Here is a 16013-nt window from a genome sequence, read left to right as displayed (position 1 = left end):
ACGACCCCACAGGAGCGTGCCAATGAAGCTCCTTACAACGTGATCGTTTCGGGCGGAAAAACAATGTCGTCGGAGAATATGTCCTGTCGCTCAGGCAATTCGATAACGCGCTTGCCAGCTTTCGCCACCTCATCGATCAACGCGTCATATTCTTTCCGGTTCAATTCTCCTGCCCGTGTGCGTGCTTCGATGGCATCGGCAGGGTTCTGATCCGATCCCGTGGCGTGCTTCAGTGCCTGCAAATGAATATCTTCCACTGTCGCCGCGCGAGTCATGCCTGAGTTGACCAGCCAGACGCGCCTCGACGTGAAGCCGATCGACGACATCGATACATGGCCCTCCATCCTCATGCTCGGGAACAACGTTTTGCCGTCCGTGGGGCTTCGTTCGAGCCGCGTCGGGTTGTAGGCGCGATTGTCTTGCCCTGCAACGACCTCCACATTGCGGGTATCGAGCAGGTAGCAAAACAGGATGCGTTGAGTGGGGGGCGTCGTAGTACCGCTGGTTGTCTGGTGCGCCTCCTTGCCTGTCACTCCCCTGGTTTCGTTCGCAAAGTCCATGGCCGTCTTCAGACTGAACATTGCACTGACAGGTATCTCGCTCGTGGCGCCCACCGCCGATATCACGCGTGGAACCATGGCCGCGGGCCGGGCTATTTCGAAAGGTGTCCGGTCATCCACTTTGAATACGGCGGGAATGTCGGTTCTGTACAGATAATTGTGTTTGTTGCGTTTGAAGCCGCTGAGCCGCAACAGCTCTTGAAAGAAGGGTTCGGTCAGACTGGCCTTCAGCAGGCTGGTGCCTTCTCCGTGATTTCTCAGCTGGATGATTTCAGCATCGATTTCCGGCAGAAACGGATCGAAGAGTTTTTCGTTGGTTACCAGCCGGGTGCGTTCTTGATGGGTCCTGACCCACGCAGGCATTTCATCATTGATCAGGTTGTTGAACTGCCCCGTCGGCGACAGCTCGTTGCTCAGTCGCACCAGTTGCTGGACAGAAAGATTGTAGGGCTGGAACCGGGCGACGATTTGCTCTCGTGATTTGAGTGGAGAATCAGGATTGCTCCATAGCCGCAGGTAGTCGATCAATTGTTCACGCTGGGAAGGGTATTCCCGTTGTTTGACCCAGCCAGGCGGTTTCTGATGGAGCGCAACGTCCCGACGAAAGCGTGCGATGTCGGGTCCTTCGATCCGGTAAAGGTTCCAGATGTCGATGTCCCGCCAGAAGGGGCGCAGAACACTCTCTTTGTAGATCGGATAATCGGTGGGTTTGACGACAGTGAGTCTGGCACCTTCACGAAATGCCAGTTGGGTAAGCGGCCCATGATTGTCATTAAGGCCAGGCTTGCGCTGCATCTCGACATAACCATGGAAATTCGACTTGTCGAGATCCCAGGTGTAGTGGCGCTGATCACCGTAGGCAATCATGGCATCCGCTGTCCTGGAAGTGTCGGGTGTTGATGGGCGTGGAGAGGGCGAGCCGGGTGTCGGCGGGCTTGGCAACGGCGTTTGCGGGCCAGATGTGCTGCGGTGCAAGGTGACTGATTCGAGGTGTTCTGCCCATTGGGCGGGTGTGCGGTTTTGATGGTTCAGGAGGCTGTCGAACATGCCGCGATCCATGTCCATGCCAGACCAGCGGTAGAGCTCGTCAAACAGGTAGGCGTTCTCCATCCGTTGCGCCCGAACGGTCGCCCACAGAGGTTTCTTGCCAGCGCTGTGCGCTTCGGTGCGGAAACGGGTGATTTCTGCGCCCTGTATCCCGTAGAGATCCCAGATGTCGCGGTCTGTCCAGGCAGGCAACAGTTCGGCTGGTTGATCGATTCTTGAAGCGGAAGGCTCAACACTGACAAACGAGCCGCCATCGTCCATGAACGCATGATGCAGCAGCGGCCCGACCGAGTCGCCCCGGCGCATTTTTCGGTGCAGGACCACATAGCCATGGTGATTGATGGCGTCTTTGTTCCATACGTAGTGTCGGGTGTCGACGTAAATCGTTGTCATGTCCGGTTGCGTCAGTACCTGTTCCTGCCGTTGGGTCTGAGGTTTCTGTCCCGGGTTATCGTCGGTGTTTTCTACCTGTCGGTGTACCGTCGATTCGAGGGGCTGACGGACAATCTGCGGCTCGCCGACCCGCCAGGTATTGCTCTGGGTGTCGAGGTACAGGAAGGGGCCCGACGGTTGCAGTTCCTGTGGTCGCATGGCTCGGTAGGTTCCGAGGGCTTCGTCCCAGGCCACCATGACCGTGGTTGTCGTGGTGTATTGCACCTCGGCATAAATGCGCCCCCTGTAGACCCGCAACCCTTCGGTATTGACGGCGGGCAATCGTGTTCGCAGTTGCGTAGGCAGTTCGTAGTGACGGATCGATTCGCTCGCGTGTGGGTTGCTGGTTGAGCCGTCTTCAGTGCCTCCCGCCGGGTGGGTCAGATCCCTGATCTGTATCGCGGGCAATGTGTCACTTGAAGAATGGGGTGCAGGCGGGTCCGTGGGGTGGACGGTGGTGCCTGTTTCCGGGGGGCGAATCAAACCCGGAAAATCATGACGCTGAGTCGACGACGATTCCGGAGTCGACCTGTCAAGGGTGGGGGGCGTTTTGCTGGGGCCTTTCGACGTTTTTGTTTGCGGTGCCATCAAGTAATCCTTTCATTGATTGCCTGACGTGCTGTGGTGTCATCCCGTGGCGGGATGGCCGTAGACGCAGGTGTGCTTGAGGGCACGTTATCGATGAAAGGGAGGGGGGACGTGGTAGATGGTTACGACACGCGGGTTGATTAGATTCAGTTCATTTCAGATGTCGGGCAGTTCAACGCAAGATCTTCGGACTTCATTGGAATGGCTGCCCGGGATCTGCGTTGAACCTGTGTGACGAGTGAACTTATTTGCCGAGTTTTCTCAGCTCATCCGACTCGACGATCCGCACACCATCTTGCTCCTCCAGCGCCAGACGCCACATGGCGCGGGCCAGTTGGCAGGCTTCGATGCCGCGGTACTTGCCGGGAATCAGTTTTGAGAACGGCGCAGCTAGCTGTTCGCCCAGGCGCGGCTCGCTGCGTTCGCCGAGCAACAGCGATGGCCGGCAAATGGTCAGTTGCGGCCAGTCCTGCGCGCGCAATGCGTATTCCATCTCGCCTTTGACCCGGTTGTAGAACACCGAGGATCGGCGATCAGCCCCCAGGGCACTGATCACGATCAGGTGCCGTGCGCCCATTTCCCGGGCGCGTTTGGCGAACGCCACCACCATGTCCAGATCCACGGCGCGAAACGCTTCTTCGGAGCCGGCCTGTTTGATCGTGGTGCCGAGGCAGCAATAGGCGATGTCGACGCGACCGGCCAGTTGCGGCAGGAAGGTCTGTGGATCGCCGACCGGGTTTTCCAGATGCGGATGTTCGGCCAGCGGCCGGCGTGAGGGGGCAAGGACGCGGCTGATCGTCGGCTCGTTGAGCAGGCGGTCGAGCAGATGTTCACCGGTCAATCCGGTGGCTCCGGCAAGCAAGACATGCTGAGGCGTCAAGTACATAGTGTCTCTCCCTTGATACTGTTCAGCTTAGTTGCTCTTTATCGCTCCGTCGTTCAACGCAGCACTTTGCAATGCTTTTCTCGCTTGCTGTTTACGCAGCAGTTGCCAGTGCGCCAGCACGGTTTTCGGCGCCCAGATCTGCGGTTCAGAGGCTTCGAAGTTATCCGCCAGTTCGCGCTCGGCGACGGTGGCCTTGGCTAGCTTGAAGGCTTGCTCCAGGTCGTCGGTCTGGTTCAGCGCCTGGGCAAACAGGGCATCGCCGAAGTAGGTGAAGTTGGCCTCCTCGGAGCAGCCGAACGACACGCGGTCGGCGCGCGAGGCGGTCATGATCAGCGTGCGTTCATCCTTCAACGCCGGAATGAAGCCCCCGGAATAGCACGAGGAAATGACGATGATCTTGTCGCGGTTCTTCAGCGGCGCGAGCACGGCGGCGAGTTCGTCGGCGGGCAGGTCGGCCAGTTCCATGCGCGGCTGGTCGAGTACCAGTTCGTGCTCGGCCGTGCCGTGGCTGGTCAGGTAGATGAACACCAGATCTTCCGGGCCGCTGCGTTCGGCCAGGGTCAGGGCTGCGCGGCTCAGGTTTTCGCGGGTGGCCATCGGCCGGTCGCCGAGGTGGTCGCGATGGTTGACCAGGCGAATCTGGCCAAACGCGCCGAAACGGCTGGTGAGCATGTTGGCCACGTAGTCGGATTCACGCAGGAACACGCTCTGCTTGCCGTCGCCGCCGAGGGTCAGGGTGAACAGCTCCACCGCCGGGGTCGAGGCCGGCACATTGGCCAGCGCCTCGTCGAGCAGACGACCCTGGGCCAGCAAGCCGAGTTCGAGGGTGTCGGGCAGCAACTTGCCGTCGGCATCGCGCACCCGTTGGCCATTGATCCAGGTGCCGCTGAGCACGCTGCCATCGGTGAGCACCAGAGTGCCGCGTCCGGAATAGCTGTCGCTGTCGAATCCGCCGACGTAGAAACTGCCATCGGACAGGTTCAGCCGGCCCTGACCACTGAAGCGCCAATCATTGAAGTAGCCAATGTAGTGGCTGCCATCGGCGCCGATCAGTTCGCCCTTGCCGGTCAGCGCGCCTTCCTTGAACTGCCCGAGCCAGACATCGCCATCGGCGTTTTCGTAGCGGCCCTTGCCGTGCAGTTGATTGTTCTTGAAGCCGCCGACGTAGATGTCACCGTCGGCACTGTTGAAGGTGCCGTTGCCTTCGAGCTGGCCGTTGACGAAGTGGCCGGTGAACTGATTGCCGCTGGCATCGCCGCGCTGGCCTTCGCCGTTGGGTTTGCCGTGGGCGAACTGGCCCTGATAGGAACTGCCGTCATCCAGCTCGAGGCGACCGAGCCCGGAGTACTGGTCGGCCTTGAATTCGCCGCGATAGGTCATCGCGTTTTCTTTGAGGGTGCCTTCGCCGTCGCGTCGGCCCAGCTTGAAACCGCCGGTGTAGCTGCCGGCCGTGGTGGTCAGCGTGCCCTGGCCGTCGAACAGTCCCTGCTGGAAGTTGCCGCGATAGACCTCGCCATTGCTGCCGTGCCATTCGCCCTGGCCATGCCATTGCCCCTTGTCGAACGCCCCGGCGTACCAGCTGCCGTTGGGGTAGTCGACCCGGCCCTGACCTTGCAGCAAGCCATCGACCAGTTCACCGCGATAGCGGCCGCCGTCGGGCAGGCGCGCATCCGGCGGCAACAGCGATTCGCCGTCGCCACACGCGGCCAGCAACAGGGTCAAGGCAAGGGGAGCAAGAGGAGCGAATGAGCGCATAGCGGGATCCGGGCAATTAGGCGACCGAGTATGCCGCAGCTATGTGACCTTATACAGCCGGCGGGGAGGAGCGGATGCGAAACAGCGTGAGCCGCTTCGCATCCAGGCGCTTAAACGAAGCAGAGCGACAGCGGTTCGGCGATGTAGGCCGGTTTGTCCGAGCCTTCGATCTCCAGGGTGGCGGTGGCCTTGAGCAGCCACTGGCCAGGTTTTTTCTCGGTCACTTCACCGAGATCGACCTTGAGCCGGACCTTGGAATTGACCTTGACCGGCTGGATGAAACGCACGCTGTCCAGGCCGTAGTTGACCACCATCTTCACGCCTTGCGGCAGGATCAGGATGTCTTCCATCAGTTTTGGGATCAGCGACAACGACAGGAAACCGTGTGCAATGGTGCTGCCAAATGGCGTTTGCGCGGCTTTGACCGGGTCGACATGGATGAACTGGTAATCCCCGGTGGCTTCGGCGAACAGGTTGATGCGCTCCTGATCGATGGTGAGCCATTCGGAACGTCCGAGTTCCTTGCCGACATAATCTTTGAGCTCTGCAACTGGAACATAGGGCATTGAGACTCTCCTTGGGTTCATCGGTTTTATAGTTTTTCAGGTGGGGGATTTGACCGCCCTGCGAACCACTGTAGATCATCATGGCGATTTGCTCAGGTCAACCGACCATGCTTTTGGCGAATGCCGATCCATAGCGCAGGCGTGCTTATAATGCCGACGACTTGCGGGTTGGAAAGTAAGACGGAGATGACGGATGTTGCTACGTGGCCTGACCATGCTGGTGCTGTTTCAATTGCTCGGCACGGCCCTCAATCATTTGCTGTTGCCGGTGCTGCCGGGGCCGATCATCGGCCTTTTGCTGTTGCTGGTATTTCTGATCGTGCGCGGTGAAGTCGGCGAACCGCTGAACCTCGCCGCCGGCAGCCTGCTGCGTTATCTGCCGTTGCTGCTGGTGCCGCCGGCGGTGGGCGTGATGGTGTATGCCACGGCGATTGCCGCGGATTTCTGGGCCATCGTCGGTGCGCTGGTGGTCTCGCTGATTCTGTCGATGGCCTTCGCCGGCGTGCTGATGCAGCGGCTGGTCAAACGTCACGCGCCGCATTCGGAGGAGTCCTGATGCTGTTCGACTGGCAAGGTGCCTGGGCGTCGGTGATTCACCATCCCCTGTTCGGCATCGGCATCACCCTCGGTGCTTATCAACTGGTGCTGGCGGCGTTCGAGAAAACCCGCTGGATCTTTCTGCAACCGGTGCTGGTCTCGATGCTGCTGGTGATCGGCGTACTGGTCGGCTGCGGCCTGACCTACGCCGAGTACCGCAAGAGCACCGAGATCCTCAGCATTCTGCTGGGCCCGGCGACCGTTGCGCTGGCGGTGCCGCTGTATCTGAATCTGCGACGCATCCGCCAATTGTTCTGGCCGATTTTTACTACGCTGGTGATAGGCGGCGTGGTCGCCACGGGCATGGGCGTGGCGCTGGGCTGGTGGTTCGGTGCCGATCACATGATCCTGATGACCATGGCGCCCAAGTCGGTGACCTCGCCGATCGCCATGCTGGTGGCCGAGCAGATCGGCGGTGTCGCGGCATTGGCGGCGGTGTTTGTGTTGATCACCGGGGTGATCGGCGCGATCTTCGGTCCGGCCCTGCTGACGCGTCTGGGCGTGCACAGCCCGGAGGCGCGCGGGATGGCGCTGGGCATGACAGCGCATGCGGTCGGCACGTCGGTGGCGTTGCAGGAAAGCGATGAATGCGGCGCCTTCGCGGCGCTGGCGATGAGTCTGATGGGCGTGGCCACGGCGGTGTTCCTGCCGTTGGCGGTGTCGATGGTGGTGTAAGGAAATGTCTATGAGTCTGCCGCTTTTTCCACTGAACACGGTGCTGTTTCCCGGCTGCAATCTGGATTTGCAGATCTTCGAAGCGCGCTACCTGGACATGATCGGCCGCTGCATGAAACAGGGCGGCGGATTCGGTGTGGTGTGCATCCTGGAAGGCAGCGAAGTCGGCGTCGCGCCGGAAGGTTTCGCCATGGTCGGCTGCGAAGCGCGCATCACCGATTTCCAGCAGCAGGACAACGGGCTGCTGGGCATCCGGGTGCAGGGCGGGCGGCGGTTCATCGTGCAGCGCACTGAAGTGCAGCGTGATCAACTGATCATGGCCGAGGTCGAGTGGCTGGACGAAGAACCCGAGCAACCACTGCAGGATGAAGCCGCCGATCTGGTGGCGCTGCTCAAGGCCTTGGCCGAACACCCGATGGTCGAAGCGCTGAACATGGGCATCGAAGCGGCGGGACAGCAATCACTGGCCAATCAGCTGGCGTATCTGCTGCCATTCGCCGAGGAAGACAAGATCGACTTGCTGCAACTTGACGACCCTCAGCAGCGACTGGATGCGATCCAGGCGCTGCTCGATGAATTGCAGGGCGAACTGTTCGCTTAAGACTCGGTTCGCTTATTCGGGCCAGACGATGTCGTTGGCGAACCAGTCCTTGCCGCTCGGCAATGAAAGGATCGGCTTGCCGGCCTTGGCCACCTTATCGATCAAGGCATCGTATTCACGTTGATTGGCCACGCCGCTGTGGGTCCGCGCCTCGATGTCGCTGCCGATGTAGCTGCTTTGGGCGAGGGCGGCAACGTCGTCGACCTTCGCGGCGCGGGTGAACGTCGAGTCAAGCAGCCAGAGGCGTTCCGATTCGATGCCTCGCTTCGACGTTGAAATCAGGGCTTCGAGTTCGTCATCGGGAAACCAGGCATTTTTTTCCAGTGCTGCCGGATTGAGCAGATGGTTTTCCTCGTTGAGGACCACTTCCATCCTTCGTGTATCGATGACGTAAGAGAAGATGAACTGCTGATTGTGGCGGGTCGTCTCGTAATTGCGCTCGTCGTCCAGCTCTATGTCCGATGCATCGGACCAGTCGTTATCGGATTCCCCCGAGTCGTTGTCGGACTCGCCCGGTTTCCTGCCGGGGTACTTGTTTCTCTGGCTGTTGTAACGCAGGTATTGCGGATCGGGAGCTTCGGTGCCCCTGCCGCCATACATCTTGACCAGCCTGTGGCTGACCGTGGCGCTGATCGGTTTCCCGGTCGTGGCGCCGCGGGGATGTTTCAGGCGAGGCAGCATGCGCCCGTCGTTGTAGAACTCGAACGGGGTGCGCTCATCGGCCCTGAACAGGCCCGGGATATCGGTGCGGTACAGGCAGTCGCTGCTGTTGCGCAGGTAACCCAGTCTGGTGAGAAAGGCCTCGAGAAATTCACCAGTAACGCTTTTGTCGAAATCGACCAGGTCGCTGCGCAGTGTTCCGTTTCTCACGGGCAGGAGCAGCGGTTCGATTTCTTCATGCAGCTGATCGAATCGGGTCGCATCGTTCACGTCCCGGGAACGAATGTGGTGCTGTTCGGCCCACGCCGGCATCACCCGGGGATTGGCGGTCAGATCGCTGTGCAACTGAATGTGTTGTCGCGGCGACAGATTATAGGAACGCAGCAGCTCGACGCGCTGGCCGAGGGTCATCAGCGGATGCATCGTGAGCAGTGAGTCGTTCAGCAATCGGGTGGTGGCTTCATGCGCCGACAATGAAGAGGTCAGTGGTTGTTTGGCTGGCACGTGGGTATCGGTTTCGCCGGCCTGCGGGTAGGGGCGTTTCAAGGAATTGTGTGAGGCCGGGCTCCAGGTCGAGTCGCCGTTGTTTCTGTAGAGCGCAGGCCCGGGGGACAACTTTTTGTACAGGTCCATGGCCCGATAGGTGCCCAGGTTCGCATCGAACTCCACGTACACCGTGCCGCTGTCTTTCACATCCGCGAACGCGCGGCCGACGATATAGCGCAGGCCGTCCTCGTTGGGCGGCTGCATGTTGCGCAGGAGTCCGGGGCTCAACAGGTAGCTGGTCAATCCGGTCGTCGTTTCGCGCGAGGTTACGGGTAAGTCGGATACCTCGATTTTCGGCAATTGAGGTGTGTCAGGTGCAGGCGGGGTGGCTCCCGGGTTTCGGTGATGCAAGGTCGTCAGGTCTGGCCACGAATGGATTTGCGGGTCTGGAACCTGCGGACGCAATCGCGCAGGGGGCGCGAGCGGGTCGCTGGGCGAAGGGAGTTTGGGAGGGGTTGGCAGCGAGGGTGGTTTTGGTCGCATGGTGTCATTCCTTGACGATGATTATTTGCTCGATTGGAATCGGGCGCGATGGCGTGGTTTTGCTGCTCCAGAGATTGGTCGCGGCGTTGTAGGTGAACTTCTCGCAAGTGCTTTCGCTGCTCCAGCCATGGGTGGCGGGGTTGTACGAGATCTTGACGCAAGCGCTCCCTTGCAGACGGACGTTGTGAACGGGCACAACATGGAACTCGAGCTCTTCGCGTGATTGATGGTCACGAACGTCCTGAACGATGGCCTGAACCGATGTGTAGGCTCGAGCATCGATGGCACTCAGACCGATCACCTCGAACAGCGGATTGATCCGGTAACGGTTCCCCGAGGAGACCACGACCTCAATGGTTTCCAGTGGCAACAGCGGATCGTTGCTGTCCGGCAGCTGAATCCGGATGCTGCCGATCCTCAGCAGGTTGTCCTTGATGGAGAGGTCGTGGTGGCTGATCTGTTCCTGCAGATGCTGCGTGTGAATAAACCAGGTGGAAGAGCCCGAAACGCGGGCATCTGTGTCTGCGGTAGACAGCCGGATGGAGGTTGCGCTCGCGGGAAACAGCTCATAGCTCGCCGAACGCCCCTCCAGCCAGTAGGTCGCGTTGTGCTCGGCGGCCAGGAAGTCGACCCTTTGCGAGGTGTTCTTCAAGGTGCGTTTCTCGACAGTTGGCCGGACGAAAAGGAACTGACCTGTCCGCTCTCGAAGCGAGGCCCTGCTTTGCAGGAGGGTATAACCCGGTTTTTTTGCATCGTCGAAATATGAATTGCGGGGGAAGTCGAGGTGATAGGACACGCCGTCGCGCATGACCAGCGTCACGGGATGATTCATCTGCCAGCCAGAGGCCATGATCCCGCCTCCCATGTCGTGTTTCCTGCCCGGGTTTTCGCTCACTGCGCCGTGCAATGAAAGCAGGCCGCCCTGGTGGAAAGAGAGGGTGAAGTGGACATTGCTGTAGCTGAGATAGGTGAAGGCGTTCGGCTTTGTCGTGGTAACGGTGTAGTTGGCCCGGACTTCGTCGATTTCCGTGCTGTCACGGTCGACGTACAGGGTACTTCGGGTCGGTTTTTCGTGAGGCGTTGCCGTCAGGATCGTGTGATGGGTCTGACGGGAGATGAAGTAATACGAGTGCGGGTTGTTCGAAATCCTGTAAGGACGATCGTTGACCGGCACTGGCGAGGTCTTGGTCGCGCCGGCAGTCAGGACGCTAACCTCAACGGTCAAATCGGCCAGGTCCGGGGTTTCGGCCGGCCATACGGGCTGCAAGTGGTAGCCGTCCTGCGTGATGAACGTCCACTTATCGTTGCGCAGTGAGCGCTTGCCATCGACCGTCCGGTACACCGCCTCAAGCGCCAGTTCTCGCATCGGCGGCTGGATGTCATCGTTGCGCAGTGAGTCGATGACCAGCGCATCATTGCGCACGTACCAGCGCTGAATGGCTTCAAGCGTCACGCCCAGATAGATCTGGCTCGGTTCCTGGCCATCTTCGTGGAGTGAAACCGTGAGACAGTTCGGGGCTATTTCGTAGGTATCGCTGCCGCTGCCTCCATCGACCGTGCCATGGAGGCCGCGAACGCCAATGCGGTCATCGCCGGCCCCGGCATTGACGCGATCATCGCCATTGGCACCGATGATGTCGGCGTGGTCGGAGCCGGTCACGCGATTCAGCGCGCCGGCAAGCGTCTCGACCTTTTCGATGGAATCGAGTGTTGAATGCAACACCGGCTCAGCCGCCGGGGCCGCCGGGCGCACTGCCAGCCTGCCGCTTTTCAGGTCGATGTCAAAACCGATATGGCGCGGCGGGTTGGCGCCATGGTCTTCGTGCCTGTGATTGCCTTGCAGCCAGAGCAGATCGGTGCCGTCACCGCCAGACAGCGCACTGACGGCGGTCGGGTCGTCAGACAGCGCTTCGGACGCCGACTGAAACAGAAAAGAATCATCCTTGTTGCCACCATCGAGGGTTTTGCGGCCGCTGGCATAGTCGAAGAAATTTGGCTTGTCCTCCACGCCTCGCACCGTGTCATGGCCGCCGCCCAGACTCCAGAAAACCCCTTTGGCCGGGTCGCTTTTCGTCCTGGCGATGATGGAGTCCGAGTCAGGTAATCCCTTCTTTGCATCGTAGGTGTCATCCGTGTCAGTGATGACGGGAACATCTTTGGTGATATAGGGTGTTTCACCTTTGGTTTCGTTCCATTGGAAACGATAGAGGCGCGTCGGCAGCAGCTTGACTTCGAACCGGCCATTGACGATCACATCGACGCTTTCCTTGAATTCATTGTCGAGCCAGCCAAGGCTGCGGGTCTTCAAGGCTTTGGAATAGTCGCTCGTGGTCTTGGCAACCAGGTAGCGATCCATCAAGGCTTTGTCCTGGCTTTGTCCGGTGAACGCAAACCAGCCGGCGCGCCAGCGTTCGTGGACGGTCAGCTCGATGTAATCGTCGATGTCGTCGACCATGCGTGCGGCGCCATAAATTCGGGCACCGACAATCATGACCGCCGCTGCTGCAATCCCCACCGGGCCCGCAGCCTGAAAGCCCATCAGAGCTGCGCAGCCAAGGGCGATGGACAGGGCGCCGCTGAACACGCTCAACCCGCCGGTGACATACAGATCCTGAGCTTCCTTGCCCTGGGTCCTGGCGGCATCATTGAAGGATTTGATGGCGGTGTAGATATCGAAGGGCAATGTCAGCACGCTGGCGATCAGGCCTGCCCCCCGGCACAGCCATTTACCCATGGTGGTCTTGCCGAATTGTTCGAGGGCCATGGAGCCCTGACGGATCATCTGTTCGCCGGTCTTGTTCAGCGCGTATTCGAGGCCCAGTGAAGTGATCTCGGCGAAAGCGCCCCCTGCATTGATCAGTACTTCACCCATCTGGCCTTTCTTGAGACCGTCAATGACACCCATGTAGGCGCTGTACAAACCGTATGCCTGAAGCCCGACACCAATGCTGGTCATGCCGCGACTCCTGGCTTTGTCGACCCAGCCCGGCAGGTGTTCGGGCAAAGGGCTCTTGTGGATATCCAGTCGTTGAGTGGCAGTCAGCAATTTGCTGATTTTCTGCATGGGCTGCTCAGCGTCACTGGCAGACATTTCGCGCAGCAGTGGTGCTGCATCGGGGGAGCGCAGGGTGACGATTTCGTAGAGTAGCTCCGGTACCCGTTGGCGCTCCTGGCCATCGACTGACTTGATTCGCTCTTCAACCTGGACGGGATCGAATTCCAGCCCGTCGGTGAAAACTTGATCGGGCTCGGAGAAGTACGTGTTGGCCGCTGTAATGGCCTCGCCGTTGACCAGGGCCCCCAACGCTTGAAGCGTTTGGCGGCTAACGGTCCGTTCGCCAAATCGAAGCGGCCCGAACAGTTTGTCCAGATCGTTCAGATCGGGAAATTTGCCGAACGGTGAATCGGTTTCGGCCGTTGCCGAGTTCGATGGAATGTTAATGTCGGAAATCGTTATGGGGTTTGTAAGAATAGTTTCAGAGTCGATATAAAAGGGTTTGGCCAAGGTCAGTGCTCTTTGAGTAAGTGTCGAGCGACTCTGGCATGAAGAAGAGTTGTCTTCGGTTGTTATTGTTTTTCTGATTGTATCGTTGTTTTTTGTATTGTCTTTGAAGTGGTCTGTCTGGCGTTTTTGATTTAGCGTTTATATCGACTCGCAGGGAGCGGGTTTCATGATCCAGGAGTGCGATATGACGATTTATGAAGATGAATGGGCATTTTGGGATGATATTGCCGGAAAGTATATTTTCAAGCATGCAGGTGTTGATCTTAATACCGATATTATCCTCAAGGCTGCCGGGTACTACGCGGACTCCATGGTGCTTGAACGTCGCAAGCGCAAGCGCGTAAAGAACGAGTTGGCTCAGGCGGCTGATAAATGAAGTCCTGTCTGTTGTTTAGTTTGGTTTTAACAAGAAGAGTGCTTTCATATGTCTGATGCCAATAATATTGCTTTCGCGGCGCAGCTGTTTGCGGATGGACTTCCGCTGGTGCTTAACTATCAAGTCATGGAGCAACGTTTAAAGCAGTCGCGAATTACCACGGGGCAACGATTGAGTGCAGAGATTGCCCTGAATGATGAAGTCAGTGCGCCAATTGTGACACTTGCAGATCATGATGATGCCGAGCCGCTGTTGTTGGAGTTTGTTCCGGATTATCAGGGGCGATATGCCCTTAATATCAAAACAGCCGGTCGTTACTTTAATTGGCAGCTGCGACTTGATCAAAGTACAAGGCATCTTCTGGCCGCAAAAAGTGGCGGTAGTTACTTTGAGCTGGAAACGTATGCCGGAAAACTCAAGTCGTTTGGTGACCTGCCGTCCAATCCGGTTTCTGTGGCGCTGTTCAGCGTAGAGAAGAAGATGCGCCTGTTTCAGCATGAAACGAAGGAAGGGCTCACCTACTTCCTGGACAAGAATCCGAACGACACCGGGCACAATGCCTACAACCCTTCGTCGGTGTCGTTCGTCTTGAGGACCAATCCTTCGCTGCTGTCTGCCGTCGCCTAGTACGAATAGCGCAGCAAGGTATGCGGCAAGTGTCGCAGCACGAAGAAACCGAACAGGGCGACCAGCGCCGGCAACACCAGCCACCAGACTTTCTGCGGCATGGCGCCGAGCGGTGACTGCCGCTGGCTGAGCCAGAGCCCGGCGGCACACACGCACGCGGCAAGCATGGCGCCGGCCAGCACATCCGTCGGCCAGTGTGCGCCCAGATACACCCGCGACAAGGCAATCGCCAGTGCCGGAATGCAGCCGATCAGCAGCCAGGTCAGTCGCAGCCTTGGCGGTTGCCCGCGTCCGGCGAGTACGGCCAACGTCAGGAACAGCGCGAACGATCCCGACGCATGACCGCTGGGCATGCTGTAGCTGGTGAGCGGATCGGTCAGCACTTCCGGGCGCACCCGGGCGAAGAACATTTTGGTGCCGGTGTTGGCCAGGGCCGTGACGAGCAGGGTGCCGCCCACGAAGATCGCGTGGCGCCACTGGCGGCACAGCAACAGGAGCGCGGTCAGCAGGGCACTGAACAGCAGCATGTTGCGGAATTCACCGATCAGGGTGAAAACCACCGCCACCTCATCCAGCGCCGGGCGACGGTGTTCCTGCACCAGGGTCATGACGCCCTGATCGAGGGCGGTCAGGTACGGGTAACCGATGAACAGGCCGATCAGGATCAACAGGCTCATGCTGCTGATCCAGATGGTCGCCCGGCGATGGCGACGCAGGCTGCTGTTGGCACTCAGGCCGACCATCACCGCGATGCTGCCAGCGACGATGCCGGCCTGCAGCCAGAAACCTTCCGGCAACGGCAAGCGAATCGCCGCCCCGGTGGCCCAGCCCGGCAGCAGGTAGGCGATGCTCCAGCCGGCCGCTGCCAGCAGACTCACGGCGGCGAAGCGCGGGAAGGGCATGTCGCACATCCCGGCGACCATCGGCAGCATCGGCCGCAACGGGCCGATGAAGCGCCCGACCAGCAGGCTGGCGATGCCATAGCGCTGGAAATAGGTTTCTGCGCCGGCCATCCATTCCGGGTGATGGCGCAGGCCCGGCAGGCGCCGGATGTTCTGGTGGAAGTGGCGGCCGAGGAAATACGAAATCACATCGCCGAGAATCCCGCCGAGGAAGCCCAGCAACAGGGTTTCGCTCAACGACAGGGCACCGCTGCCGGCCAGCACCGCCACGGCAAACAGCAGCACCGTGCCGGGCACGATCAACCCGGCGATCGCCAGACATTCCACGCAGGCCACGACAAACACTGCAGCGGCCAGCCACTGCGGATTGGCGGCCAGCCACCCGGTCACGCTATCGAGCCATGGGCCCATACAAACCACTCCATTTCATTGATGTCCCTGATCGGCGAGCCGAAGGGTGTGCATTCACAGCAGAAAATAATCGCGACCTTCGACCTGACCCCGACGCAGCGGGTTCCGCGTACACCACTGGGCATAGGCGGCATCGACGAAGCGATACATCAAGTGTTCGTCACGGCCATGGGGAATGCCCAGGCGGGTGGTCTGAATCACATGAGTTGGCGCAGGGCCGGTGTCTTCCACCAGCAGGATTTCGTGGTCGAAGCGCTTGGCATCCCACACCGGCACTTTCAGTCCCAGTGCCTTGCACAGCAGCGTCTGCCCGGCACAGAGTTTCTGCGACGGACGCGGTCGCCCCTGGGCGTCGGGGTTGTTCAACAGCATCTGCGCCAGACTGGCCGGGCCGCTGATCTCGTCGACCCACGGATAGGCCGATTTGATCAGCACCGCGTTGCCCGGACCCTGCGCGCTGAAGTTCAGCGAATCGCCGCCACGGGCGTAGTACATATAGATGTGCCCGCCGTCCAGAAACAAAGCCTTACGCTTTTCTGTGTAGCCGAGGGACGCATGGCTGCCTTTTTCTTCGCAGTAATACGCTTCGGTTTCGATGATTCGGGCGCTGAGCCACAAATCGCCGACGCGGTGGCGGATGACTTTGCCGAGCAGATCGCGGGCCAGCGTCTGGGCGTCACGGTCGAAAAAAGCGTCCGCAAGGCCGACAGGCTGGCGCGCGGAGGTGGCGCGAACGGTCAGGTTGGACATGGCAAACAGTGTTTATCCAGGCGAAGGAGGTCGTGATGATAACAAT

General features: G+C 59.6%; 13 protein-coding genes. 5 read left to right on the top strand and 8 right to left on the bottom strand.

Translation table 11 applies throughout. From position 1 onward, the window contains the following. Positions 1–32: 32 nt before the first annotated feature. The 4 genes from M5G18_RS20135 to M5G18_RS20120 form a co-directional block, all read right to left on the bottom strand. Entirely contained in the window at positions 33–2627 is a 2595-nt protein-coding gene (locus M5G18_RS20135; protein ID WP_273897689.1) for a hypothetical protein, read from the bottom strand. Positions 2628–2871: 244 nt separating this feature from the next. Continuing rightward, a complete protein-coding gene (locus M5G18_RS20130) occupies positions 2872–3513 on the bottom strand; it encodes an oxidoreductase (protein ID WP_007958634.1) in 642 nt (213 codons plus the stop codon). A 27-nt stretch (positions 3514–3540) separates the two neighbouring features. Then, positions 3541–5268: a C13 family peptidase gene (locus M5G18_RS20125; protein WP_273897690.1), complete on the bottom strand. Its 1728-nt coding sequence runs from the start codon at positions 5266–5268 to the stop codon at positions 3541–3543. A 110-nt stretch (positions 5269–5378) separates the two neighbouring features. Next, positions 5379–5834: a MaoC family dehydratase gene (locus tag M5G18_RS20120; RefSeq protein ID WP_007909575.1), complete on the bottom strand. Its 456-nt coding sequence runs from the start codon at positions 5832–5834 to the stop codon at positions 5379–5381. A gap of 193 nt (positions 5835–6027) precedes the next feature. On the opposite strand from M5G18_RS20120, the gene M5G18_RS20115 reads away from it, so the two are divergent. The 3 genes from M5G18_RS20115 to M5G18_RS20105 are packed head-to-tail and all read left to right on the top strand — an operon-like array spanning position 6028 to position 7707. Next, positions 6028–6390: a CidA/LrgA family protein gene (locus tag M5G18_RS20115; RefSeq protein WP_007958636.1), complete on the top strand. Its 363-nt coding sequence runs from the start codon at positions 6028–6030 to the stop codon at positions 6388–6390. Continuing rightward, positions 6390–7106, top strand: a complete 717-nt coding sequence (locus tag M5G18_RS20110; protein ID WP_007958637.1) for an LrgB family protein — start codon at positions 6390–6392, stop codon at positions 7104–7106. The genes M5G18_RS20115 and M5G18_RS20110 overlap by 1 nt, the downstream gene beginning before the upstream one ends. Positions 7107–7116: 10 nt before the next feature. Continuing rightward, positions 7117–7707, top strand: coding sequence for an LON peptidase substrate-binding domain-containing protein (locus tag M5G18_RS20105; protein WP_273897691.1), 591 nt, complete (start codon positions 7117–7119; stop codon positions 7705–7707). A 12-nt stretch (positions 7708–7719) separates the two neighbouring features. Here M5G18_RS20105 and M5G18_RS20100 read toward each other — a convergent pair whose 3' ends face one another. Together M5G18_RS20100 and M5G18_RS20095 are read right to left on the bottom strand one after the other, a co-directional pair. Then, on the bottom strand, positions 7720–9213 hold the full coding sequence (locus tag M5G18_RS20100; RefSeq protein ID WP_273897692.1) for a hypothetical protein: 1494 nt from the start codon (positions 9211–9213) through the stop codon (positions 7720–7722). A gap of 187 nt (positions 9214–9400) precedes the next feature. Beyond that, positions 9401–12901 carry a calcium-binding protein gene (locus tag M5G18_RS20095; RefSeq protein ID WP_273897693.1) on the bottom strand — a complete coding sequence of 1167 codons (3501 nt, stop codon included), beginning with the start codon at positions 12899–12901 and terminating at the stop codon, positions 9401–9403. Between the two features lie 184 nt (positions 12902–13085). Between M5G18_RS20095 and M5G18_RS20090 the strand changes: the two genes are divergently transcribed. Together M5G18_RS20090 and M5G18_RS20085 are read left to right on the top strand one after the other, a co-directional pair. Beyond that, positions 13086–13277 carry a hypothetical protein gene (locus M5G18_RS20090; RefSeq protein WP_273897694.1) on the top strand — a complete coding sequence of 64 codons (192 nt, stop codon included), beginning with the start codon at positions 13086–13088 and terminating at the stop codon, positions 13275–13277. A gap of 48 nt (positions 13278–13325) precedes the next feature. Further along, positions 13326–13904 carry a hypothetical protein gene (locus M5G18_RS20085; protein WP_273897695.1) on the top strand — a complete coding sequence of 193 codons (579 nt, stop codon included), beginning with the start codon at positions 13326–13328 and terminating at the stop codon, positions 13902–13904. On the opposite strand, the gene M5G18_RS20080 is transcribed toward M5G18_RS20085, so the two are convergent. Together M5G18_RS20080 and M5G18_RS20075 are read right to left on the bottom strand one after the other, a co-directional pair. After that, the gene (locus M5G18_RS20080) at positions 13901–15217 is read right to left on the bottom strand and encodes a bifunctional DedA family/phosphatase PAP2 family protein (RefSeq protein WP_273897696.1); all 1317 of its coding nucleotides are present in this window, start codon (positions 15215–15217) and stop codon (positions 13901–13903) included. The genes M5G18_RS20085 and M5G18_RS20080 overlap by 4 nt on opposite strands. Before the next feature lie 54 nt (positions 15218–15271). Next, complete coding sequence (locus tag M5G18_RS20075; protein WP_007958648.1) at positions 15272–15967, bottom strand: DNA-3-methyladenine glycosylase; 696 nt, start codon at positions 15965–15967, stop codon at positions 15272–15274. Positions 15968–16013 lie beyond the last annotated feature (46 nt).

The organism is Pseudomonas aphyarum (assembly GCF_028657055.1).
Taxonomy (GTDB): domain Bacteria; phylum Pseudomonadota; class Gammaproteobacteria; order Pseudomonadales; family Pseudomonadaceae; genus Aquipseudomonas; species Aquipseudomonas aphyarum.
This window is presented reverse-complemented; position numbering and strand designations above follow the sequence as displayed.